The sequence below is a fragment of the Staphylococcus sp. GDY8P131P genome (assembly GCF_017891975.1).
Classification (GTDB): domain Bacteria; phylum Bacillota; class Bacilli; order Staphylococcales; family Staphylococcaceae; genus Staphylococcus; species Staphylococcus nepalensis.
This window is the reverse complement of sequence record NZ_JAESKF010000008.1, coordinates 194418-218125: the sequence shown is the minus strand read 5'-3', so window position 1 is coordinate 218125 and position 23708 is coordinate 194418. Positions and strand designations below refer to the sequence as shown.

23 protein-coding genes and 1 pseudogene are annotated in these 23708 nt (G+C 33.7%); 10 read left to right on the top strand and 14 right to left on the bottom strand.

Features of this window, described 5'->3' with window-relative positions; all coding sequences use genetic code 11:
• Nucleotides 1–19: 19 nt before the first annotated feature.
• A complete protein-coding gene (locus tag KA894_RS08920) occupies nucleotides 20–541 on the bottom strand; it encodes a M23 family metallopeptidase (protein ID WP_229718989.1) in 522 nt (173 codons plus the stop codon).
• Between the two features lie 319 nt (nucleotides 542–860).
• Nucleotides 861–1799: a nucleoside hydrolase gene (locus KA894_RS08915; RefSeq protein ID WP_096808346.1), complete on the bottom strand. Its 939-nt coding sequence runs from the start codon at nucleotides 1797–1799 to the stop codon at nucleotides 861–863.
• A 297-nt stretch (nucleotides 1800–2096) separates the two neighbouring features.
• Here KA894_RS08915 and KA894_RS14935 point away from each other — a divergent pair.
• From KA894_RS14935 to KA894_RS08900, 3 genes and pseudogenes are all read left to right on the top strand, one after another.
• Nucleotides 2097–3092, top strand: a pseudogene (locus KA894_RS14935) (DMT family transporter).
• A 59-nt stretch (nucleotides 3093–3151) separates the two neighbouring features.
• Nucleotides 3152–3721 carry a TetR/AcrR family transcriptional regulator gene (locus tag KA894_RS08905; RefSeq protein WP_210133894.1) on the top strand — a complete coding sequence of 190 codons (570 nt, stop codon included), beginning with the start codon at nucleotides 3152–3154 and terminating at the stop codon, nucleotides 3719–3721.
• A gap of 155 nt (nucleotides 3722–3876) precedes the next feature.
• A complete protein-coding gene (locus KA894_RS08900; RefSeq protein ID WP_182478018.1) occupies nucleotides 3877–5250 on the top strand; it encodes an MFS transporter in 1374 nt (457 codons plus the stop codon).
• A gap of 129 nt (nucleotides 5251–5379) precedes the next feature.
• Here the strand turns inward: KA894_RS08900 and KA894_RS08895 are convergent, their stop codons facing one another.
• Entirely contained in the window at nucleotides 5380–6162 is a 783-nt protein-coding gene (locus KA894_RS08895) for a trypsin-like serine peptidase (RefSeq protein ID WP_229718978.1), read from the bottom strand.
• Nucleotides 6163–6469: 307 nt separating this feature from the next.
• Between KA894_RS08895 and KA894_RS08890 the strand changes: the two genes are divergently transcribed.
• Both KA894_RS08890 and KA894_RS08885 read left to right on the top strand, forming a co-directional pair.
• Nucleotides 6470–7441, top strand: coding sequence for an LLM class oxidoreductase (locus KA894_RS08890; protein ID WP_210133892.1), 972 nt, complete (start codon nucleotides 6470–6472; stop codon nucleotides 7439–7441).
• On the top strand, nucleotides 7425–7658 hold the full coding sequence (locus KA894_RS08885; protein WP_096808342.1) for a DUF896 domain-containing protein: 234 nt from the start codon (nucleotides 7425–7427) through the stop codon (nucleotides 7656–7658). The genes KA894_RS08890 and KA894_RS08885 overlap by 17 nt, the downstream gene beginning before the upstream one ends.
• A 203-nt stretch (nucleotides 7659–7861) precedes the next feature.
• Here the strand turns inward: KA894_RS08885 and KA894_RS08880 are convergent, their stop codons facing one another.
• Nucleotides 7862–8719 carry a fructosamine kinase family protein gene (locus KA894_RS08880; RefSeq protein ID WP_096808341.1) on the bottom strand — a complete coding sequence of 286 codons (858 nt, stop codon included), beginning with the start codon at nucleotides 8717–8719 and terminating at the stop codon, nucleotides 7862–7864.
• Between the two features lie 231 nt (nucleotides 8720–8950).
• Here KA894_RS08880 and KA894_RS08875 point away from each other — a divergent pair, with 231 nt between their 5' ends.
• Both KA894_RS08875 and KA894_RS08870 read left to right on the top strand, forming a co-directional pair.
• Nucleotides 8951–10015, top strand: coding sequence for a quinone-dependent dihydroorotate dehydrogenase (locus KA894_RS08875; RefSeq protein WP_096808340.1), 1065 nt, complete (start codon nucleotides 8951–8953; stop codon nucleotides 10013–10015).
• Nucleotides 10016–10118: 103 nt separating this feature from the next.
• Entirely contained in the window at nucleotides 10119–10541 is a 423-nt protein-coding gene (locus KA894_RS08870; RefSeq protein WP_096808339.1) for a universal stress protein, read from the top strand.
• A 117-nt stretch (nucleotides 10542–10658) separates the two neighbouring features.
• Here the strand turns inward: KA894_RS08870 and KA894_RS08865 are convergent, their stop codons facing one another.
• From KA894_RS08865 to yut, 10 genes are all read right to left on the bottom strand, one after another.
• Nucleotides 10659–11474: a Cof-type HAD-IIB family hydrolase gene (locus KA894_RS08865; RefSeq protein WP_096808338.1), complete on the bottom strand. Its 816-nt coding sequence runs from the start codon at nucleotides 11472–11474 to the stop codon at nucleotides 10659–10661.
• 254 nt (nucleotides 11475–11728) lie between these two features.
• Nucleotides 11729–12142: a transcriptional regulator, SarA/Rot family gene (locus tag KA894_RS08860; RefSeq protein ID WP_096808337.1), complete on the bottom strand. Its 414-nt coding sequence runs from the start codon at nucleotides 12140–12142 to the stop codon at nucleotides 11729–11731.
• Nucleotides 12143–12197: 55 nt separating this feature from the next.
• Nucleotides 12198–13664: a ribosomal protection-like ABC-F family protein gene (gene abc-f / locus KA894_RS08855; RefSeq protein ID WP_119487697.1), complete on the bottom strand. Its 1467-nt coding sequence runs from the start codon at nucleotides 13662–13664 to the stop codon at nucleotides 12198–12200.
• A gap of 462 nt (nucleotides 13665–14126) precedes the next feature.
• Nucleotides 14127–15038 (bottom strand): ABC transporter substrate-binding protein, encoded by a 912-nt coding sequence (locus KA894_RS08850; RefSeq protein WP_119487696.1) that lies wholly within the window; start codon nucleotides 15036–15038, stop codon nucleotides 14127–14129.
• Nucleotides 15039–15288: 250 nt separating this feature from the next.
• On the bottom strand, nucleotides 15289–15981 hold the full coding sequence (locus tag KA894_RS08845) for an ABC transporter ATP-binding protein (RefSeq protein WP_096808334.1): 693 nt from the start codon (nucleotides 15979–15981) through the stop codon (nucleotides 15289–15291).
• The gene (locus KA894_RS08840; RefSeq protein ID WP_107644148.1) at nucleotides 15974–16759 is read right to left on the bottom strand and encodes an ATP-binding cassette domain-containing protein; all 786 of its coding nucleotides are present in this window, start codon (nucleotides 16757–16759) and stop codon (nucleotides 15974–15976) included. The genes KA894_RS08845 and KA894_RS08840 overlap by 8 nt, the downstream gene beginning before the upstream one ends.
• Nucleotides 16752–17573: a nickel transporter permease gene (gene nikC, locus KA894_RS08835; protein WP_115341869.1), complete on the bottom strand. Its 822-nt coding sequence runs from the start codon at nucleotides 17571–17573 to the stop codon at nucleotides 16752–16754. The genes KA894_RS08840 and nikC overlap by 8 nt, the downstream gene beginning before the upstream one ends.
• Nucleotides 17573–18550 (bottom strand): nickel ABC transporter permease, encoded by a 978-nt coding sequence (nikB, locus tag KA894_RS08830; RefSeq protein ID WP_096808331.1) that lies wholly within the window; start codon nucleotides 18548–18550, stop codon nucleotides 17573–17575. The genes nikC and nikB overlap by 1 nt, the downstream gene beginning before the upstream one ends.
• Entirely contained in the window at nucleotides 18547–20031 is a 1485-nt protein-coding gene (gene nikA / locus KA894_RS08825; protein ID WP_369967501.1) for a nickel ABC transporter substrate-binding protein, read from the bottom strand. Before nikA ends, nikB begins: the two co-directional genes overlap by 4 nt.
• Nucleotides 20032–20123: 92 nt before the next feature.
• Nucleotides 20124–21041 (bottom strand): urea transporter, encoded by a 918-nt coding sequence (gene yut, locus KA894_RS08820; RefSeq protein WP_103372806.1) that lies wholly within the window; start codon nucleotides 21039–21041, stop codon nucleotides 20124–20126.
• Nucleotides 21042–21261: 220 nt separating this feature from the next.
• Here yut and KA894_RS08815 point away from each other — a divergent pair, with 220 nt between their 5' ends.
• Genes KA894_RS08815 through ureC form a run of 3 tightly spaced genes read left to right on the top strand, consistent with a single transcriptional unit; the run spans nucleotide 21262 to nucleotide 23703 of the window.
• Nucleotides 21262–21564 (top strand): urease subunit gamma, encoded by a 303-nt coding sequence (locus KA894_RS08815; protein WP_046206693.1) that lies wholly within the window; start codon nucleotides 21262–21264, stop codon nucleotides 21562–21564.
• A gap of 13 nt (nucleotides 21565–21577) precedes the next feature.
• Nucleotides 21578–21991: an urease subunit beta gene (locus tag KA894_RS08810; protein ID WP_096808328.1), complete on the top strand. Its 414-nt coding sequence runs from the start codon at nucleotides 21578–21580 to the stop codon at nucleotides 21989–21991.
• Nucleotides 21988–23703 carry an urease subunit alpha gene (ureC, locus tag KA894_RS08805; protein ID WP_096808327.1) on the top strand — a complete coding sequence of 572 codons (1716 nt, stop codon included), beginning with the start codon at nucleotides 21988–21990 and terminating at the stop codon, nucleotides 23701–23703. Before KA894_RS08810 ends, ureC begins: the two co-directional genes overlap by 4 nt.
• The last annotated feature ends 5 nt before the right edge of the window (nucleotides 23704–23708 follow it).

Here is a 23708-nt window from a genome sequence, read left to right as displayed (position 1 = left end):
ACCCTTATATTCAAACCATTTATTTTTTATAAAGACTTTCTTCTCCTTGTGGTAAAGATTCTATAAATTCTCTCGGATCTTCAGCGTAATCATTCCCAACGCCACCTTTCATTCTTTGAAAATGCAAATGTGGCCCAGAAGTCTGCGAACCCGTATTACCTGAAAGCGCAATGATTTCACCAGCTTTCACTTTATCTCCTGCTTCCACTTTAAACTCGTTTAAATGCATATACCATTGATGATACACACCATCTTCTTCCCTAATTTGGACTACTTTGCCTCCTAATTCATTATCAAATGTTCTAGTTACCGTACCATTTGTCGCAGCAGTAACGGGTGTATCTTTCCTTAATCCATAGTCTATGCCGTAGTGTTTGCCTTCAAAATCATTATATTTATATTCTCCAAACGATTCGGTTTCTCTACTCATATTAAAAACATCTTTATATGACTCGTCTCCATCTTCATCACGTGTGCCATCATTTTGTTCAACTAAGTTTTCTCTTACAAATTGTTGTATTGTGTCTAAATTTGTAAGCATTAATATCAACGGAACTAATATGACAATTAACAATATGATTGTTTTTAATGTATTTTTCAAATTTGGACTCACCTTTTAATTATATATTAATACCATAGTATACGTTTTTGGCAATGTGTTGCTAATCATTCAACTTGATAAAGCCTCATACTTTTGTCTTAAACTTAGTTAGTGATCACATAAAAAACGAGCGATATAACACCTCTTTTTATCGGGTATATACGCTCGCTTACAATCATAATTCAATTTTTTAAAATATGAGTCTGCTTATAGCAGCATAACTTAATATAATGGTATTGAAGTGTTGGGTTATTTTAAATTATTGATTATAACTTCCTAATATATATTCAATTAAAGACCAAACACGTTCAACATCTACCGCTGTAGCAAAATAAGCATTTTTTTCTTTATTAGTGACATTGTTTAAATCAACAGACATCGTACCATAAGTTAATTGACTTTGATGTTCGATATCTATATGTGTTTGTTGCATTGTGAATAAATCAGGTTGTAATAAATACAAAATCGTGCATGCATCATGGATTGGACCGCCATCCATATCAAAATGTGTTTTATAAGTTGATTTGAAAAATTCTAATAATTCTACAACAAATCTAGATATTTCATTATCAATTCGACTAAATCTTTGAATCACTTCATCTGTCGCTAATACTTGGTGCGTGACATCTAAACCAAAGACATTAATTCTTATACCACTTTCAAAGACACGTTTAGCCGCTTCAGCATCAACCCAAATATTAAATTCTGCCGTAGGTGTCCAATTCCCGAATGTACCACCACCCATTATCGTAATAGATTCAATAGATTGAGAAATACTTGGATCTTTAATTAAAGCCGTTGCTATATTAGTGAGTGGCCCTGTTGCAACAATTGTTACAGGTTCTGAACTTTGTTTTAAAGTTTTAATAATAACATCTGCTGCATGATGCTGTGTTGGCTTCAACACAGGCACCTCTGGTAATTTAGGTCCATCTAAACCAGAATCACCATGAATTTCTGAAGCAAATGAAGCAGGCTTTATAAGTGGACGGGTTGCGCCTACAGACACTTCAACGTCTCCTCTCCCCATCACTTCCAATACGTTAAGTGCATTTTTAGTGTTTTTTTCAACAGATTGGTTCCCAGCTACAGTTGTAACTGCTAATATATCAAGCGAACTATTTTTAGCGCCAGCTAGTATTAAAGCAATCGCATCATCATGCCCAGGGTCGCAATCCATTATTATCTTTTTACTCATTTACTACACTCCATCCGTTGTATATATTTTTAGATTTCAATTTAAGTTTGTTTATCAAGTTTATACTTTACTATTCCAATAGATTTTTATTATAGCGTGAAAAACATGCTATCCATTCACTATAAATTTTAAAATTGTCTTTAAAATCATCATACTACTTTTTTACTTTATTTGCCTAATATTTTCCGAAAATTCAAACAAACAAATGTATACTATCCATTTTAAAGTTAACTATATTTGCTCAATTCAAAAAAACTGGTAAATTAATAGCATTATACAATTTGAAGGAGGACTTAAATGAAAGCAATCTCCATTGGCGTTTTGGGTGCTTTATTTTTCTCTATTACTTTTATATTAAACCATGCAATGTCTAGCGATGGTGGCAGTTGGCTTTTTAGTGCATCACTTCGTTTTATTTTTATGTTTCCTTTTCTATTTGTTATCGTGATGTTTAAACAACGCCATCACGTCATTGTATTACATATCAAACAACATTTTTGGATGTGGCTATTGTGGAGTTCCTTTGGTTTTGTTTTTTTTACGTACCAATCACTTTTGTATCCAACTATAGTCCAGGCTGGCTTATTTCTGCGACATGGCAATTTACCATTATCTGTGGGCTATTACTGGCTCCCTTTTTCTATGAATATATACAATATGAACAGAAAACGATCAAAGTCAGAGAACGTGTCTCATGGCGTTCACTAGGAACGTCAAGTATGACGGTTCTCGGCGTTATTATCGTACAAATCCTCATATTTCAAATATCGACGTCCAAACCTTTATCTTATCTATTATGCCTTTAGTCGTTGCAGCCTTTGCTTATCCATTAGGCAATCGTAAAATGATGGCGCTTGTAGACAATGATTTAAATACAATTGAACGCATATACGGAATGACCTTAGTCACGTTACTATTTGGTTTATTATCTTTTTTATTGGCATATTTACACAAGGTGTACCATCTTCAAATCAAATGGTACAAACTTTTTTCGTCGCTATATTCTCAGGCGTTATAGCAACAACGTTATTTTTCTACGCAACTCACACTGTGAAGCATAATCAAACTCAATTAGCTGCTGTTGAAGCAACACAATCAATGGAAATTGTTTTCACATTAGCTGGTGAAATGTTGTTACTAGGCTTGGTATTACCAGCATTAACAAGTTTAATTGGGATCGTCATTATAACTTTAGGTATTGTTGTTTATTGTTTCTTAAACAGTAAAATTAAAGAAAACACCCTAAAAAAGTATAATACTATAATCAAATTCGTTTTATTGACAACTTGTTAATAAAGCAAGATAATTTGACTGATAAAGATGCGCAAAGCACAAATTTGGAGGTTATTAAATTGACTACTACTCATATAGATCCTCGTATTATAAGAACAAAAAAATTATTAATGGACGCTTTTCGTGAGACCGCAAAGGAAAAAAAGTTAGCCTCTATTACTGTTAAAGATATTACTGAGCGCGCTACTGTTAATCGTGCTACTTTTTACGCTCATTTTTATGATAAGTATGACATTATGGATTATACATTGTCTGAAACTATCTTAAAAAATTTAAATCAATCTCTCAACATGGTCGCCGAGTTAGATGATATAGCATTATGTAAATGTTTCATTACGATTACCAGTTATATTCAAGACACTCATGAAGAATGCCGTCTAAACAGTGAGGCTTATGGAGAAATCGTAGAAAAGAAAATTAAAGAAGCATTGGAAGATATTTTCTTAAATTTAATGGTCGATAAACACCATAACATAGATAGAGAAACGCTTGCTACAAGTGCACGTTTTCTTTCGTGGGGTTTATATGGCATCGCCAAACATTGGTTCCATTCAAGTGATTTACCAGCTGAAACATATATCAATAATTCATTGGCTTTCATTACGTCTCAATTATCTAACTCAAAATAATATAATTTTTTAATTTTAATACTGCAAATCTCTGTTTTATATAATTTTCATTGTATTGAAAGCGTTTTATTTTACTGATATAGTTATTTTAAATTTAAAATAACTATATTTTTTAATAATTCTATACGAAGGCAGGGAGCAATTTGAATTCTAAAATGACTGTAGGCGGTAATAAATTAATTTTGGCACTAGTTTTATCTATTTTAACTTATTGGCTATTCGCTCAATCTTTTTTAAATATTGGGCCTCTCGTACAACAAACCTATACAACGAGTGATGCGTTACTTAATATTGCAGTTAGTTTAACATCTTTATTTACAGGGGTATTTATGGTGGCAGCAGGCGGATTCGCAGACAAATTTGGCCGTGTTAAAATCATGCGTATTGGGCTGACTTTAAGTATCATAGGCTCTATCTTAGTGATTATTTCTGATTTTACATTTTTACTATTACTTGGTAGGGCAATACAAGGATTTTCAGCAGCATGCTTAATGCCAGCAACGATTTCATTAATTAATACATATTACCATGATAAGGAACGACATAAAGCGTTAAGTATGTGGTCAATAGGTTCATACGGTGGGACTGGTTTATCATCTGTATTTGCAGGGCTTATTGCGACTTATATTGGTTGGCAATGGATTTTTATTGCGTCCATTATCGTGACACTCATTGTGCTTTTAATGATTAAAGATGTTCCTGAAGCAAAGGCTACGCAAAGTCATACTTCAAAATTTGATTTCTGGGGTCTTATTTTATTCGTTATAAGCACGTTGAGCATCAATATTGTGATTACTCAAGGCGGCGATATCGGATGGTATAATCCAACTATCATTATATTAGTGCTTGTGTTTGTTATCACATTAACCCTTTTTTATTTTTACGAAAAACGAAAAAGAGAACCACTTATTGATTTTTCTCTTTTTTCAAGTCGCTACTTTATCGGTACAGTGACATCTAATTTCTTACTTAATACATCTATAGGTGCCCTTGCGCTTTATAATATTTTTACACAGCAACATTTCCATCTTACTGGATTCGTTTCAGGATTAATTACCTTACCTTATATGTTTGGTGTATTAATAACGATAAGAATTGGTGAGCGTATGATGGAAACGCATGAAGCTAAGAAACCAATGAAGTTAGGTTCACTCATAGTCACTTTAGGTATCTTACTCTTATCATTATCTTTTTTACCTACACCTATATATATTATAGGTAGTCTAATCGGGTTTTTATGTTTTGGTATGGGTCTGGGCTTTTTTGCGACACCTGGTCTTAATACAGCAGTAGTACATACACCTAAAGAAAAATTAGGTATCGCTTCAGGTATTTACAAAATGGTTGCAACTATTGGTGCTGCATTTGGTATTACAATTTTCACAACGGTTTATCTCGTTATTGATGAACATGTGTCTCGTACAACTGGTAGTTTCATTGCATTTTTAGTGTGCGCATTATTTATGTTTTTATCATTTATTTCCACACGTTTTATTATTCCAGAAGTCAAAGAAAAAGAATTATTTTAAATTAGTACAATGTTCAGTTTTAACCATTCATATAACAGACACCTCGTTTAATACGCTACATGAGCGTAATTTTATTAAACGAGGTGTTTTTATAATTTCATATTTTTTTATATTTTCTAAGTCTATGAATTAACTATTATTATTGTTGATAAATTGTAATATATCACCAGTTAACGGTACGGCGCTATTACTTTCACCTTCAACGCCACCATAATGTAAACCGATTAATTCATTATTACTGTTAAATACAGGTGATCCTGAATTTCCACCATATGTACTTGCATTATATGTTAATGTCTCACTATTACCATTGATTATTTCGCCAGAACTTTCCCACATGGTTGCTAAAGGTTTATCTCCAGGGTAACCAGTCACTGTTATTGGATTATCTTTAGAAACAGTTGAAGCATCCTGAATCGTCGCAGGTTCAACCACTTCTCCTACAGATTGGCCGTCATCATTTTTATTTAAATGAACAAGCACTAAATCAGCATCTCCAGGATATGCTTGTGTATCTTTTTCAGAAAATGTACCATACGGGAACTGACTATCATTTTCAGCAGCTGGCGCAAAAGATAGATTTCCATTAGAAAGATCCGCAACGTGTTTATTCGTTAATATTGTGTTTTCACCAATAACAACACCTGTAGCTATACTTTCACCCGCCTCTATATAGCCAATCGATTGATAATGTCCTGTTTGAGTATTTTCAATTTGATGTCGATCTTCACCCGGTAAGACGACTCTAGGCGACATATTACCTGCAGGCTTATTATCGTTTGTTTGCTGTGTCTCTGATGATGTATGATTCAAAGTTTTATCTTGTGTTTGTGCATGTATAGATGAATTCACAGCACTTAAAAAAATGAGCAAGCTTCCTACGACTGTACTGACTATAAATTTTTTAATCAAAATGAACCTACCTCCTACAAAAGTGATTACGCTTTCAATTTACAGAACTTTTCAAACTTAATCAATTATTATTAATTCTTCATATCAATTTTATAGTTATTATAATATTTTCAAAATGAATTTATATCAAATTATTATATTTACGAAACAAGAATTAAACAACAACATCATCATAATGTTGCTTAAGCAATCAATCTATAAACATGTTGTTTGCATTATATTTGAAATGAGCATATAATCAATCTAAACAACACATGTTACTTAGTTAACTTTCGTTGTTTAATTTGATCAGATAGGAGGGATAGACATGACAACAATCCAAACACACAATGGTTTCAAACGGACTTTTCGAAAGGGCTATTTAACCTTAGGTTTAATGTTACCTTTTGATGACTCTGAAAATATCGCATTGTCGTTTGATAAACAAGTCGAGTTAACACAATATGCTGAAGCACTTGGATTCACGAGCCTTTTTGTTAGGGATAATCCTTTATATAGCCCACACTTAGGTAATGTAACGACAAACTACGATCCGTTTGTATTTTTAACTTTCATCGCTGCCAACACATCAAAAATTGCTCTCGGAACATCTAGCATTGTTGCTACATTACGTCATCCAATTCATATAGCTAAAGCAGCTACTTCTCTTGATTTGATCACAAACGAGCGATTGTTATTAGGTTTAGCAACAGGCGACCGTCAATTTGAATTTCCAGCATTTAAAATAGATTCAAATAACTTAAGTCAACATTTCCAATCAGCAGTTTCATCATTAAATGAACTATGGCAAACACACTCACCTCAAATTTCAAATGATTTATTTGATTTGTATGAGGACTCAGGGTTACAAATATTACCAAAGCATAAACATATTCCTATGTTTGCGACTGGTTATGCTAAACAAGACATTCATTGGCTTAAACAGCATATGGACGGATGGTTATTTTACCCACAGCCATTCCAACAGCAAAAAGATTTACTACAAAAATGGCATAACAATGGTATATTCAAACCTTTTATGCATCCATTAGTCATTGATTTATCAATAAATCCAGATGAACTTGTAAAGCCTGTTAAAGGCGGATATAGATTAGGTAGAAACACTTTATTAAAAATATTAAAAGCGTATGAACGTATTGGGACAAATCATATAATGATACAATTCATAACAAATGAAAGAACGTATAAAGATATATTAGCTGAGGTGGGTAATGAAATTATGCCACACTTTCCACCTCATCATACTCAGGAGGAATTAGTGAATGAAATTATTAGATAGAATTAATCATTTAGCAAATAAAGAAAAGTTACAACCTTTAACAGTTGAAGAAAAACAAGAGCAACACACTTTAAGACAAGAATATTTACAAATGATTCGTGGCCAAGTAGTGAATACATTTTCTGCCTTAAAAGTGGTTGATCCCCTAGGTGAAGATGTTACACCAGATAAAGTTTATAAATTACGTGAAGAAATGGGTACTTTAAACTTAGACTAAAGGTTAGAAAACAAGACAAATAGCGCATTTTTTTAAATGATTGTCTTGCCCGATCTGGCAAAGCAGACTGATAAAAACGTTTAGTTTGAGAGAATTACATGACTATAAGCTCATGTATTGCTTATATTATATTTGTGACCGAGACATCAATAATGTCTCGGCCGCTTTTATTTTAAATACAGTCATTGGTATCCTATAGTAATTTAATGATTTATTATTTTATCCATCGAACGTGCTACGCTATCAGCATACATACCACCAAATTTTAGTAAATGAACCATCAACAAATATAAGCGATAAAATTCAAGGCGTTCATTGACTCCATTACTTAACGGGTAATGTTTATCATATGCATGATAAAAATCTTGAGTAAATCCACCAAATACTGTAGTAATACCTAAATCAAATTCTCTATCACCGTATAAGGGCGCAGGGTCAAATAAAGCAGGGTCTCCATTTTCTAAAAACATGTAGTTCCCACCCCATAAATCACCATGTAATAAAGATGGTTTGCTTTTATGATTATCTAATGCGTTTACAATGACTGCTCTTACCTTGTAATATTTATCCACGTCCTCATCTGCCCATAAACCTTTATTTACCAAAGCTTCTTTTAAGTGATCTAAACGCTGCTCTACAAATATAGTCTTCCAATGATCTGACCAACTATTATCAAACGAAATATCTCCGCCTTCATAAGGCAGTCCAAAGCCAAATTTACCTTCTGGCTGTTGATAACTATGCATTTTAGCTACAAGCTTTCCTAATTCAGTTTGGCTGCCTTGCGTACCTTCATTTAAAAAGGTTAGTAAAAGATAAGCGTCACCGTTTACTTCTCCGTTATCGACAACTCTAGGCGCTGTGATTCCAGCTTGTTCGAATAAATCGAGTCCTGCTACTTCTGCATCAAAAAAGGTTTTACTTCTACCACGCTGTACTAATAAAAAATAAGGCTCTTGAGTTGTTTCTACTCTAAAGGCTTCATTGACGTCTCCACCACTCACTGGTGTAATTTTTTCTATATGTTCTAATGGGAGTTGTGACTGCCATTGCTCTTTCATAAAATATCCCTCCGTATTTTAAGCATCACTCTACTATTACCGTTTTTCGCTATATTTAATCAAATCTAACGCTTTTCGATTGATGTGAAACTTATATTAATTATTTTTATTTATACTAGGCATATGATTACTAAAATGCTAGTCTATTAAAGACAATTATTTTCATAATAAACGATAACTATTACATCATTTTTATCTATTACTAATTTCGATAAATGGAGCGATTATTACATGTATAAATTAATTAAACCACTTTTATTTCAATTCGATCCTGAAAAAGCACATGGTATGACTGTTAATGCGCTTAAAACTTCACAAAAACACTCTCAATTTTTACCGATACTAGAGAAATTATTTTATTATAAGCATGATATATTATCTCAAAATATTAAAGGCATCCATTTTGAGAACCCTGTTGGTTTAGCTGCTGGATTTGATAAATCTTGCGAAGTGCCAAAAGCGTTAGAAAAATTAGGTTTTGGCGCGCTCGAATTAGGCGGCATTACGCCTAAACCACAACCTGGCAACACTAAGCCACGTATGTATCGTTTAGTAGAAGACGATGCGCTAATCAACCGTATGGGGTTCAATAATTTGGGAATGCATAAAGCACTAAGTAATTTACGAAAATTTAATTATGAAACGCCTATCGGTCTTAATGTAGGTGTCAATAAAGCAACGCCGTATGAACAACGTTATGAAGATTACATAAAAGTCATCGATACATTCAAACATGATGTTGCTTTTTTCACTGTTAATATCAGTTCTCCAAATACAGAAAACTTGCAAAGCTTTCATGATAAAGATGAATTTTCTCAATTATGTTCAGCTATTCAAACTTATAAAATTCAATATGAAATTGACGTTCCTATTTTTATCAAGTTAACATCTGACCTTAGTGTAGGAACTTTAACACGCATGCTTGAATCCATCACACAAACTTTCGACGGCATTATGTTAGCTAATACGACTCAAAAACGTGAGCATTTGCAATCTGCTAATCAAAAAGAAACTGGCGGTTTAAGTGGCCGTCCTCTATTTGAACGCAATTTGCAATTGATTGCTCATACCTACCAAAAAACACAAGGCAAATTTTTAATTATTGGTACAGGCGGTATATTTAATGTAGATGATACGATTAAAATGTTACGCCACGGTGCTTCGCTTGTACAAATTTACAGTGCCTTAGTATTTGAAGGGCCGGGCTTACCAAAAAAAATTAATAAACAGCTTGCTCAATACTTACAAGCGCATGGCTACCGTCATATTAATGATATTATTGGACTAGACGTATAATGTATTTTTATTTTGCAATCAAATGACTTATTTAAAATATTAGTAGTGATATTGTGATAGTTTTTATATTATAGGGTAAACAAATATTGAAGGAGGCGCTACAATGTATAAAAATATATTACTAGCTTATGATTTTGATAATTCATTTAATAACGTCCCAAATGAATTACAAAATTTAACTACTGGTGTTGATGACGCCAAAATCACTATTTTCAATGTTATTCCTGAAGGAGATTTACAAACTTCTGTGCGTTATGATGGCGTACATTTTAAAGAATTAGCAGATGAAAAAGGAAAAACGTTAACACCCTTTGTTGAAAAATTAGAAGAACTGGGGTTAAAAACGCAAGTAAAATTCAGTAGCGGTTATATTAAACAAGCCATACTGAAAGAAATCGAAATGCATCATTATGATATTATTGTTATGAGTAATAAACGCGCGAAGTCAGATATTAAAAATGTGTTAGGAAACGTAACACACAAGATTGCTAATAGCGCAAATATTCCTGTCCTTATCGTAAAATAATAACCTATAATAAATTAAAAACTCATTGTTCATATAAATAACGTCTCATATGACGTTACTTAAAGACCAATGAGTTTTTTTTATATAGTGAAAGAAATCAAACGACGCCTGACTTAGCTATCCTTGGGGCATTTGTGTTAAATAAGTTTCAATAACTTGTAACACCCCTGACTCGTCATTAGAGGGTGCGCGGTAATTTGCAGTTGCAGCAACTTCTGGGCTGCAGTTTGCCATCGCATAACTGTAAGGTGTTAAGGCTAACATTTCAATATCATTATTAGCATCTCCAAAAGCTAGCAATTCATTCGTTTGTATTCCCCAGCTGTCCAAAAGTGCTTCAATCGCGACGCCTTTATTCACTTTAGGAAGTATGATATCCAAACTATCATTGCCACTTGTCACAGCTCTTAGTTTCTCGCCATATTTGTTTTTCAAGCCTTGCATTACATTTTCTAAAAGTGTTTGATCTTTAATTCTAAGTGCCATTTTAACAAATTCATCTTGATTAATACTTTTAAAATCTGAAACCTTTTTTATATGATAATAATATTTATATAAAAATGACAAGAAATCATCGCTAACATAATCCAACACATACGCCGTGTTTAGGCCACTTAATACTACGTCTTGAATATGGTAATGGTTTATAATTAAATCTAAGACGTCAGCCACAAGGTGTTTATCAAAATAATGCGCTGTCACTAACGCCTCATTTTGATAAGTCACTGCGCCATTTTCAGCTACATAGGTTATCTGATTGTCTTTTTCAGGAAAAAATGAACGTAATTGTGCGTATTGATTACCACTCGCAACTATAAATTTAATATGTTTTTCTATCATTATTTCAAAAAGTTGATTAAAATAACGTTCATCAAATGTATTATCAGATTTAAAAAACGTGCCATCTTTATCGACTGCTATTGCTTTTATCACATGCTACACCTTCCATTCTTGTACAAATCCTTATGACTTTGATTTTCTCACATTCCCAGACACACCACAACAACATTAAATAAACAAAGCACCATAGCAGCATGCATCTATGATTCACACTTTTTCTAATCTTTCCATTATTATTTAATACACAATCACTTGCTTTCCCTTAGCAGTTACACCACATAACATTCATTTTAGTATGAATGATGTGCGTCGATATGTGACATGCTATGATTCATTCATGATGCCTATTAATCGTGCGCTTCCATTTTTGTTAACGTTCTAATGCTTTCTAAATTCACTTGTTTTAAAAGTTGTTCGTAAGTGTTAAGTGCTTTTTTAGTTTCTATCTCACCTGCATCTGTTAAATAAATATACATGGCTCTTTGATCTTCTATACATTCTTGTCTATAAACAAACGCAATTTCTGTTTTTTCCATTCTGACAATCAGTCTAGACATAGCGCTTTGGCTTAAATCTACCACTTTAATTAAGTCATTTATTTTATACTTTTTATTTTCTGATTTATAAATTTCATATAAAACGTAAAATTCTTTAAGACTTAAATGGTATTGCTCTTTTAATTTTCTTTCAATCATCATTTCAATATAGTGTATATATTTGGTCATTTTAATCCAGTTGTCTATCTTTTGTTCTTTGTTCATCGTACATCTCCCCTAATTCAATCGAAACTTACCATTATTAAATCATACATTTCAATTATGTTATATCAAAAACAGCTTTGTTTTTAATTTGCCATTTTCTATCAGCAACATTTTTTATAAAATTCGAATCATGTGATGTAAATAATATAATTCCCGGATACTTATTCATAAACTGCTCTAATGCTGTGATTGTTTTTATATCTAAAAAATTAGTCGGTTCATCTAAAATAAGCATATTGGCTTTGGTAGAAAATAATATAGCTAAAGATAACTTAGTTCTTTCACCACCACTTAAATCTACACAAGAACGATCTAACGCTTCATTTAGTCCTAGATTATTTAAAATAGCACGTGCAAACGATGAGGTTGCGCCCGTTTTTTCAATTAAATATTGTAATAATGGTACATCATACATATCTTGGTAAGAAAGCTGTTGATAATATGCCATCTCAATTTTAGGTGAACAATCAATACTTGGGTCGCGCTGGTAAATCGTTTCAAATAAAGATGTTTTACCACTACCATTTTCCCCAATAATCGCTATATTTTTCGCATAAGGTATCTGAAAACGAGCATGTGATAATATGTCGTTACCTTCTTTGATAATATTCAAGTCTTGTGCAACGATCGGGTAATGATTATGCACATCATAGATTTTACTATGTGGAAATTGAAACTGATTTTCAGCTTGTGGTTTTTCGATTTTTTCTAATTGCGCCATGCGTTTTTCAATATGTTTAGCTTGCTTCTGTGTTGCTTTTTCAACTGTATCTTTTTGTTTAGAGCCGCTTAAACGGTCAGGTGACATACTTTTACTTTTATGTTTTGCAGAAGCCGTTTGGATTTGTTGCGCTTTTTTACGTTTATTATCGCTTGCGTGCGCTAATCGTTTCTTTTCATTTATATAATTGTCATATTGCCTTTGTTTCTCCATATTTTCTAGTCCCAACTGACGCTCATACTGCGAATAGTTCCCTTTAAATACGCGTATTGTACCATCATTTTGTATGTCCCATATCGTGTCTACAACTTCATCAAGTACGTCTCTATCATGACTCACTATAATTAAAGTGCCATAATAAAATTTTAGTGTCTGAATCAGATAATCAACACTCGCATAATCCAAATGATTGGTCGGTTCATCTAACAGTAGTATTGGGCTATAATTTGAAATAACAGTTGCGAGTTTGTACTTCGCCTTTTCGCCGCCGCTCATTTTATCAATTTCTGCCATAGGTAGCTGAAGTTCACTTAAAATACTGCCATCTAACGTATTTATCTCAATATTTTCTGGCGTATCTATTTGTTTGAAATATTGTATCTCTTCCTTAACATCAACGCTACCCTTTTCTACTAGGCTAGGTTGTGTGATCATATTGAGTAATGTTGTCTTCCCAGTACCATTATTGCCAATCACTCCAATTTTTTCAAATTGATAAGCATATAAATTTTCTATTTTTAAAAAACGAGTATCAGTCAGTGATTGGTTAATCTGATGTAATTTGATTGTATATTGTTCCATGTTTAATTAATACACTCCTTAAAATTAAAGAGCGTGTACGCAAAAAAGAGACAGGTTTCTCCCGTCTCATCCGCTATATAAATCATAAATGTTCTTTTAAAAAGATACTGAAATTTATAACTTATATTTAATTTTAGGAAAAAATGACATACTTCTCCCTATGAGATATCCTTGCGAACAAGACCTTTTTGAATGATTTAAATTATGCGTTATTCAAAAAGGCAATTCTTAGTCTCATAGAAGCTGTCATTTTAATCCTCCTTTTTCCATCAATTTATATAATGTAATATAACATTTTACATTATATTTCTCAATCAATGTACACATTTTGTTTTCATTTCACTTTAAATATCATTAAAAAACCATTCCAGCGTGTGTATCACCTAACCTAAAAACAATCGTGCGTCTACAAATGTTTGAGTTGATAATCACTACTAAAATGGTTTTATAATTTTTAATTAACTATTGTTTCAATAATTGTTCTTTCAAATCTTTACGCTCGTATTCTAAAGAATATGGATCATTTAACCAATAAATACCTTCATCTACTTTAATTGTATGTCCATTTTTGACAGCTTCGGTATTTTTCCATATATCTTTGTTTTCAAATGATAATTTACTTCCTTTGGCGACTGGCGTTACAACGTAATCTCCTGCCATGTCTGGAAGTTCTTCTTCAGATATATCAGCTAAATCATTTTTCTTAGTCGCTTGTTCTACGGTTTTTGGCATGGTTAAACCGAATGCATCATATAATACTTCACTACCGTGACCATATGTTTTACCAAGCGCATACACTTTTTTATCAAAATCTTTAATGATTGATACAGTCGTATCTTCCCCTATTGCATCTTTAATAGCTTTACCATCATTTTCTGTCTTTTTATTCCACTTATCAATCCATGCATTCGCTTTATCTTCTTTACCTACTATTTTTCCTAATGCCTGATGTTGTTCTTTATAATCATGTTTCATATAATCAAAGGCGATGGTTGGTGCTACTTTATTTAATTTTTTCAGGTGTTTATCCGTATTGTACGTAATAATTAAATCTGGTTTTAACTTTGCGACGCTTTCTACGTTTTCAGCATCTACTTTTTCTACATCTTTAAATTTATCTTTTAATACTTTACTATCATCTACAATATCTGCAACACCAACAATATTTGCATCGAGTTGTTCTAAACCACCCGCGTATGTTGCGCCAAGTACAACAATACGTTTAGGGTTTTTTGGAATTTTTACTTTATCGCCTGAATCTTGAACGTACGTTTTTGTTTCGCCCTCATTTTTAGATGACTTGTTATCAGACTGATTACTACATGCTGACAATACCAAAATAAGCGCGAGCAATGGTAATAATATTTTTTTCATTCTTAAATACTCCCCTTTTCGATATATTTATAATTGAGTCAGAGACAGATGTCTAAGCCTTGAATCATGTTTCGTTCTCATATCCAAGCGATAATTGTTTTGAGATCATAGTCGGTTACTATGTACGTTACATTTCCAACTTTCTCTAGTTTCTATCCATAGGTTTTTGAGGCTAAGACAATTCATTATGTCCGATGTGCTTATCTCAATTGAATGGCTTTTACTTGTTAATCATAAAACAGCATACGCTTTAATAAATAGAGAGTAACTCTTTTGTATACTTATCACGTTGGTCATCAAACAAATCACCTATAGGAAAATCATCGACGATTTCGCCATCTTTCATAACAATCATACGCTCAACAAATTGATTTAAAAATGCAATATCATGAGAAATCATAAGTATACCTTTATTTGTTTGGTCGTAGTAATCTTTTAATACTTTAATCATTCTTTGTTCCGCTATAACGTCTAAACTTGCTGTAATTTCATCACAGATTAACATATCCGGCTCTAACATTAAGGTCCGTATCGTGTTAAAGCGTTGCAGTTGGCCTCCACTTAATTCGTCTGGAAATTTTTCTAGTAATGCATTTTCTAATTGCATATACGCCATTAAGTGCTCAAGTTTCTTACGAATAGATGCCGGGGAGTGTGTACCTTTATAATATTGTATAGGTTCTTCTAATGCTGTGCGTATTTTAAATTTAGGGTTAAAGCTATCATATGCATGTTGAAATATCGGAAGCATACTTAAGCCTTGCGTTGAAAAGTGGCCTTGGTAATGAGTTAACAAACCTAACATGACATGTGCTAAAGTGGTTTTACCAGAACCGCTTTCGCCGACAACGCCCACCTTTTCGTTTGGTGCTATGGTTAAATTGATATCTTTTAAAATTGGGGCTTGTTTATAAGCAAAGCGAATATGTTTCAACTCAATCATAGGCGCCATCCTTTCTTAATTGACTCCGTGCATCAAATAGTTCCAGGCTATACGGCTTCACATGCCGATTTTTAAAAGCCTGAACATGATTAAAATCTATTAATTTACCGTGTTGAATGACATTAATCCAATCACTAAAACCAAGAACATGAGATAAATTATGCGTGATAATCAATAAAGTCACTTGGTGAACGTCGGCTAAGTGTTTGATTAAATGCATCAAATTATAACCAGTTATTGCATCTAAAGATGACGTAGGTTCGTCAGCAATAATAACACTTGGGTTCAGCATTAAGACACTCGCTATTTGCACCCTTGCTAGTTGCCCGCCAGATAAACTAAAACGGTAGCGTTTCATCACGTGTTCTGGATTTAAATCTACCCATTTAAGCGCTTGTGTTACAAACTTATAAGCCACCGTTTTATCTACTTTGTAATGCATTTTATAAATCGCAAGTAATTGTTTTCCTAATTTGGTATGGTCATTAAAACTATGTGTGTAATCTTGGGATATAAATCCTATTTCTTTGCCTAATAAATGATGCATATTAGTAATTATTTCACCTTTATAATGTAATGCATCAAATCGCGTCGTTAATGTATCAGGTACTTGTTGTACTAATGCCTTTGCAGTCAAACTCTTACCAGAACCACTTTCACCAACCAATACATTTACCTTACTCTTACGTAATGCTAAATCAAGATGGTGTATAAGTGTTTTGCCCTCTCGTTCTTTTATAGTTAGGTTTAAGATTTCCAAAACGTTAATATTAGCCATCTATATCACGCTTTCCTTTTAATAATTTATCTCTTAATGCGTCACCAGCTAAATTAAACAATAAGATAGTGATTGTAATTAAAAATGCCGGCACAATCAATAGTAACGGGTAAGCATCAATATAATCTCTACCTGCATTGAGCATTGCACCCCATTCTGGAGAAGGTGGTTGTGCACCTAAACCTAAAAAGGATAGAGAAGAAATATAAAGAATAATTTTACCAAAATCTACTGTCATCAACACAATCATTGATGGCATCACTTGTGGTAAAAAATGTTTAAAGATAATGATGTGGGTTGGCACGTTAAACAACCTAGCCATTTGTATATAAGGTTTTTCAACTTCACTACTCACAATCGATCGTGTGAGGCGAGTATACGTCATCCATTTTATAATCGTGATTGCTATAACTAAATTCCAAATACTTGGTTTAAAGAAACTTGCCATGGCAATCATTAAGACAAATTCTGGGATACTCAATCCGATGTCAATAATTCGCATAATGATAGTATCAACGATACCTCTTTTATATCCTGCTAAAAGTCCAAGTGGTACACCAATAATTACAGTGATTAATAAAGTGATTAAACTGATCACTAACGTATATCTAGCCCCCACAATCACTCTCGATAGTAAATCACGTCCATAGTCATCTGTACCTAACCAATGTGTACTACTTGGTAACTCTAATGCATTTCCGAGATTCACCTCTAGTGCGCTATTCATCGATACAAAAAACTGAGCTACAACTAATACCAAGAGATACAGCAAGAATATATATAAAATTAAATTTCGTTTATTTATTCTTTTCATTAAATTTCACCATCCTGTTGGTGACGTTTTAATGCATCCTTTGTCCTATTAAAACGACGTTTAGGATCAAGCCATAATAGTAATAAATCACTAATCGTGTTGGCCAGCACAACAAAGAAACCAATCATAATAACTGCACCTTGTACTACTGGATAATCTCTCGCTCTAATACTGTCTACAAGAAAATGACCTACACCAGGGATACCAAATAAATTTTCAATAACCACAGTGCCTCCAATCAAACTTCCTACAGACATACCTAACACAGTAATGACAGGTATAATGGCAGGTTTAAATAAATCTTTCCATAAAATGTAGCGCTCGGACATACCTCTTAACCTTGCCGCTTCCACTTCTTTTGAATTATAAAGTTCTATCAAAGTGGAACGCATCAACCTTACATAATAGGCACTCATGCCTATACTTAATGCTATGACAGGCAAAATATAACCAGCCATTGAATCTAAACCAGATGACGGTAATACATCTAATTTTTGAGCAAATACATAAATAAATATGGTTCCTAAAAAGAAGGAAGGAATACTGACCGTAAATGAAGTCAATATTCTGATCCAAGTATCCAACCACGTATGATAATATTTCGCAGCCACAATACCCAATGGTAGCGCAACTACAAACACAACAATAATAGTTAGTACTGCTATAAATACTGTCGGTGGCGTGTAGAAAACTAATTCTTTAATTACAGGTTCGCCAGTCTGATAACTCGTACCAAAGTTTAATTGTACGATTTGTCCTAACCATTGAAAGTATTGAACTATAGGAGATTGGTTAAGTCCTAATCGTTCTTTAGTTTCTTCTATTTGGTCATTTGAAACATTTGCTACATCTAAATGTAAAACTTTATCAACTGGATCGCCAGGCGTAAGCTTCATTAAAATAAAAGTGATAGTAGAAAGGACAAATAATACGATGATCATTTGTCCAATCCTAGAAAGTATATTTTTTAATATCATTCTTTTTTATCTACCTTATAATCAATAAGATAAATACCTTCTGGTGTTGCTTTTAAGTTTTCTACATCTTTACTCATACCGACGATATTATCGTTGTAAGAAATATAGCTATTTGCTAAATCTTCATGTGTAATATCTAAGATTTGATTTGTGATTTGATGACGTTCATCTTTACCTACCGTTTTATTTAATTCATCAATTAATGCTGTGACTTTTTCATTATCATAACCACCTGCATTGATTGCACCTTCAGGTTTATATGCTTGGTTAAAGAAATATCCTGTGTCGCCTCTTGGAATCGTACCAAAACTATAAAGCGACGCATCCCATTGGCTTTGGTCGTCAAGATATCCTTGAATGTCGTCTACATTACGCAATTGGATATCTATATTCGCTTTTTTAGCGTCAGATTGTATAACTTGTGCCATTTTCGGTAGTTCTGGTCGACCATTATAAGTTGACACCGTCAATTTCAATGGATGTTCTTTCGTATAGCCTGCATCTTCCATTATTTTCTTAGCTTGAGCAATGTCTTGTTTTTGTACTTTTTGGCTTTGAATAAAGTCTAATTTAGTATTAAATGGACCTGTGGCAGGCTCTGCGTAGCCTTTCGACACATTTTTTGTAATACTTTCACGATCAATGACTTTATCTAATGCTTCCCGAACTTGTTTAGTCATTTTATCGCTTGAATGATTATATAATAATAGCGCTGTTCTAAATCCAGAGACAGAAGAAACTTTTGTCTTATCACTATCTTTGAGTGACTTCACTTTTTCGACTGGTAAATCTGTGATTACATCTGCTTTTCCAGAATCTAAATTACTTGTACGTGCATTACCGTCTTCTTGGTATGTAACGTTGATATGGTCTAATTTAGGTTTACCTTGCCAATAGTCCTCATAACGATCTAGCTGTATCTTTTGTGATTGTTTATAATTTTTAATTTGATATGGCCCTGTACCTACAGGTGTTTTATTAACGTCACCTTTTGCTTTGGTATCATAAATAGCTGAGAAAGGACTAGCTAATTCTGAAATTAATTCAGGGTACGCTTCTTTCGTGTTTATCTGCAGTTTCTGCCCATCTACTTTAATATCTTTGATAGGCAATGAACCTTTGACTAAATCACTTTTTTTAATACTTTCTTCTAAACTCGCTTTAACGGCTTCTCCAGTCACTTTTTTACCGTTTTGGAATTTAATATCGTCTTTTAAAGTTAAATTTAACTGTGTTGGTGATGTTTGTTCGTATGATTCAACTAGCAATTTTTGCACTTTTCCGTCTGCTGTAGCTTTAAACAGAGACTCTGCAGCGCCTATTTTCACTGGGACATCCGTTTCATATGGTGCGATTGATGTGGTCTTGAGTGGCAACTCCACATCTAAAGTCTTACCTTTAGATTGGCTACCAGAACCGCTACAACCAGCTAAAATAACTGCTGTCGAAGCTAATACTGTGATGAGTTTCTTCATAAGCATACCTCTTTCCAAAAAAATTTATATTCAATTAATATCTTTTAATCAATCATATCTATGATTATTATACTGCCATCGATAATTTAATTAAACACTCATTCTTCACTTTCTTCTGCTTTCTGGACACTCATACTATTACCTGCAAACAGCATAATCCATGTTGCTATAATAAACGGCAATGTAAAGACCGGTAAGCCAAATGGTGTTAGCAATGTAGTCATGCCTGCATGTATAACAACGGTGAGTAATACACCAAGTATAATACTCATATAACGAGGGATTCTCGTTTTAAATGCAATTCCCAATGCTAATACAGTAAGGATGACATTATAACCAAATAAACCATCATTAATTTGATCATGGTTCGCACCCAGCACTGTTACTGCTGCAAAGCCAATAACATTGGCAATGATAGCGAACATGCCAGCTTTTCTTGAAGCAATCAATATACCAATTAATATTAAGGCACCTGCTAAAACATTTTTTAATAAAAACACTTCACTAAAGCCTGATAAAAAAGCACTTACGAACTGAATACTATGGCCTGAAAAAGTAATTTCTTGTACTGTATCAGGTAATATTTTGACGTCTGCATTTACAAATCTAAATTGAAAGGACATCAATAAGACGACCCAACTAACAAAGACGTATGGCATCGTCAACATCGGTACTCCAAAGGGTTTAAAAAATTCTCTGAATGCAGAACCTAACGGCATAGTAATAATGACAGCTATTAAGACAATCAATAAGCTATACCATGCTGGCACTAAAAACAATGTCAATGCAATTGCTGTAAGTACTGGATTAAATCCGGCTAAACCAGTATTTATTTCTTCTTTCGAATAATTTGTATGCTTAGCTAACAATAAAGATATGATACTAGCTATTAATGCCATTAAGCCTACTTGCCAACTTCCTATAAAAAGGCCTAATAAAATAAACAAACCTGTCCATGCATTGTTTAACAATAAGACCTGCGCGATATTTTTCAGTAAAATCTGAATCGCATTCACAATGTCACCCGATTTCTATAAAATTTACGTTAACAATGATATACCAAACAACCTAAAATGAAAAGTCTCGCAATTAATTGTGCAATTTTTCAGTTATATCATTTGAAATGAATGTGTAATCCTTGTAGTTGCTTATTTTTACGTTTATTATTGAATTTGTAAGCACATAAAAAGATTATATTTATCATTTTTTATCATTTTTTGAAAGGTAGTGAAAATTGTGCATTTTACACAACGTGAACAAGATAAGTTAATGCTAGTCATTGCATCTGATTTAGCACGTAGACGTCAACAAAGAGGCTTGAAATTAAACTATCCTGAAGCAGCCGCAATCATCAGTTTTGAATTACTAGAAGGCGCAAGAGATGGAAAATCTGTTGCAGAGTTGATGAGTTACGGTAAACAAATATTAAGTGAAGATGATGTAATGGAAGGTGTTGCTGACATGTTAACTGATTTAGAAATTGAAGCAACCTTCCCTGATGGTACAAAACTAATTACTGTCCATCATCCAATAGTCTAAAGGGGGTTATATGATGAAACCAGGTGAAATTATTGTTAAACGCACAGAAATCGATGTTAACAAAGGCCTACACGCTACAGTAATTAATGTTAAAAATACAGGAGACCGTCCTATACAAGTAGGTTCTCATTATCACTTTTTCGAAGTAAATCCTGCATTAGATTTTGATCGTGAACAAGCGTACGGGAAACGTTTAGATATTCCTGCAGGTGCTGCGGTTCGTTTTGAACCAGGCGATGAAAAGGAAATTCAATTAGTTGAATATAAAGGAAAACGCAATATTTTTGGTTTCCACGGAGAAGTAAATGGCCCTATCGATGAAACACGTGTGTATAAACCAGAAGACGATTCCAAAGAAACAGAAATTATCGATGAGTCTAATTTATCAGAGGAAAATGCTAATAAAGAAAGTGGGTATAACAGATGAGTTTTAAAATGACGCAATCTCAATATACGAGTCTTTATGGTCCGACTATCGGTGATTCAGTTAGACTCGGTGATACAAACCTATTTGCAAGAGTCGAAAAAGATTATGCTACGTATGGTGATGAAGCTACATTTGGTGGAGGTAAATCCATCAGAGATGGTATGGCTCAAAATCCTAACGTAACAAGAGACGACAAAAAAGTAGCAGACTTAGTTATTACCAATGCGCTTATTCTCGATTACGACAAAGTAGTCAAAGCAGATATTGGTGTTAAAAACGGGTATATTATGAAAGTTGGTAAAGCGGGTAACCCTGATATCATGGACAATGTGGATATTGTGATTGGTGCAACAACGGATGTTATTGCTGCAGAAGGTAAAATCATAACTGCTGGTGCTATTGATACACACGTTCACTTTGTTAACCCAGAACAGTCGCTCGTAGCACTAGAAAGTGGTACAACGACTTTAATCGGTGGTGGTACAGGTGCTTCTGAAGGTTCTAAAGCAACCACTGCTACGCCAGGACCATGGTATATCCATCGTATGTTAGAAGCTGCAGAACAAATCCCGTTAAACGTTGGGTTTACTGGTAAAGGCCAAGCTGTGAACCATACAGCATTGGTTGAACAAATCCATGCTGGCGTTATCGGACTTAAAGTCCATGAAGACTGGGGTGCAACACCTTCTGCTTTAGATCATGCATTACAAGTTGCAGATGATTATGACGTGCAAGTGGCACTACACGCAGACACATTAAACGAAGCTGGATTTATGGAAGAAACGATGGCTGCTGTTAAAGACCGTGTATTACACATGTATCACACAGAAGGCGCTGGTGGTGGTCACGCACCTGACTTAATTAAATCAGCTGCTTACTCAAATATCTTACCTTCCTCAACTAACCCAACTTTACCATTCACACATAACACGGTTGATGAACATTTGGATATGGTTATGATTACCCACCATCTTAACGCTTCTATTCCAGAGGACGTTGCCTTCGCAGATTCTCGTATCCGTAAAGAAACGATTGCTGCAGAAGACGTATTACAAGATATAGGTGTATTTAGTATGGTAAGTTCTGACTCTCAAGCTATGGGCCGTGTTGGCGAGATTATCACACGTACTTGGCAAGTCGCTCACCGCATGAAAGAACAACGTGGTGCACTCGAAGGAGACAGCGAATATAACGATAATAACCGTATTAAGCGTTATATTGCTAAATATACAATTAACCCAGCAATTACGCATGGTATTTCAGACTATGTTGGCTCTATCGATGAAGGTAAGCTTGCAGACATTATTATGTGGGAACCAGCGTTCTTTGGTGTTAAACCTGATGTAGTACTTAAAGGTGGTATGATTAGTACTGCTATTAACGGTGATGCTAATGGTTCTATCCCAATTTCTGAGCCTTTAAAATATCGTAATATGTATGGTCAATTAGGTGGCAACATGCAAAGTACATCAATCACTTTTGTTTCATCAACTGCTTACGAAAACGATATCGGCAGAACATTGGGATTAAATCGTAAATTAAGACCTGTTAAAAACATTCGTAATTTAACTAAAGCAGATATGAAAAATAATAACGCTATGCCTGATTTAGATGTAGATCCGCAAACTTATGAAGTATTTGTCGATGGTGAAAAAATAACAAGTGAACCAGCTACTGAATTACCATTAACGCAACGTTATTTCTTATTCTAGGAGGA

Coding starts and splice junctions, on each gene's coding strand:
- KA894_RS08920 (WP_229718989.1), bottom strand. CDS start 541: ATGCTTACAAATTTAGACACAATACAACAATTTGTAAGAGAAAACTTA.
- KA894_RS08915 (WP_096808346.1), bottom strand. CDS start 1,799: ATGAGTAAAAAGATAATAATGGATTGCGACCCTGGGCATGATGATGCG.
- KA894_RS08900 (WP_182478018.1), top strand. CDS start 3,877: ATGACTGTAGGCGGTAATAAATTAATTTTGGCACTAGTTTTATCTATT.
- KA894_RS08890 (WP_210133892.1), top strand. CDS start 6,470: ATGACAACAATCCAAACACACAATGGTTTCAAACGGACTTTTCGAAAG.
- KA894_RS08885 (WP_096808342.1), top strand. CDS start 7,425: ATGAAATTATTAGATAGAATTAATCATTTAGCAAATAAAGAAAAGTTA.
- KA894_RS08880 (WP_096808341.1), bottom strand. CDS start 8,719: ATGAAAGAGCAATGGCAGTCACAACTCCCATTAGAACATATAGAAAAA.
- KA894_RS08875 (WP_096808340.1), top strand. CDS start 8,951: ATGTATAAATTAATTAAACCACTTTTATTTCAATTCGATCCTGAAAAA.
- KA894_RS08870 (WP_096808339.1), top strand. CDS start 10,119: ATGTATAAAAATATATTACTAGCTTATGATTTTGATAATTCATTTAAT.
- KA894_RS08860 (WP_096808337.1), bottom strand. CDS start 12,142: ATGAACAAAGAACAAAAGATAGACAACTGGATTAAAATGACCAAATAT.
- abc-f (WP_119487697.1), bottom strand. CDS start 13,664: ATGGAACAATATACAATCAAATTACATCAGATTAACCAATCACTGACT.
- KA894_RS08850 (WP_119487696.1), bottom strand. CDS start 15,038: ATGAAAAAAATATTATTACCATTGCTCGCGCTTATTTTGGTATTGTCA.
- KA894_RS08845 (WP_096808334.1), bottom strand. CDS start 15,981: ATGATTGAGTTGAAACATATTCGCTTTGCTTATAAACAAGCCCCAATT.
- KA894_RS08840 (WP_107644148.1), bottom strand. CDS start 16,759: ATGGCTAATATTAACGTTTTGGAAATCTTAAACCTAACTATAAAAGAA.
- nikC (WP_115341869.1), bottom strand. CDS start 17,573: ATGAAAAGAATAAATAAACGAAATTTAATTTTATATATATTCTTGCTG.
- nikB (WP_096808331.1), bottom strand. CDS start 18,550: ATGATATTAAAAAATATACTTTCTAGGATTGGACAAATGATCATCGTA.
- nikA (WP_369967501.1), bottom strand. CDS start 20,031: ATGCTTATGAAGAAACTCATCACAGTATTAGCTTCGACAGCAGTTATT.
- KA894_RS08810 (WP_096808328.1), top strand. CDS start 21,578: ATGAAACCAGGTGAAATTATTGTTAAACGCACAGAAATCGATGTTAAC.
- ureC (WP_096808327.1), top strand. CDS start 21,988: ATGAGTTTTAAAATGACGCAATCTCAATATACGAGTCTTTATGGTCCG.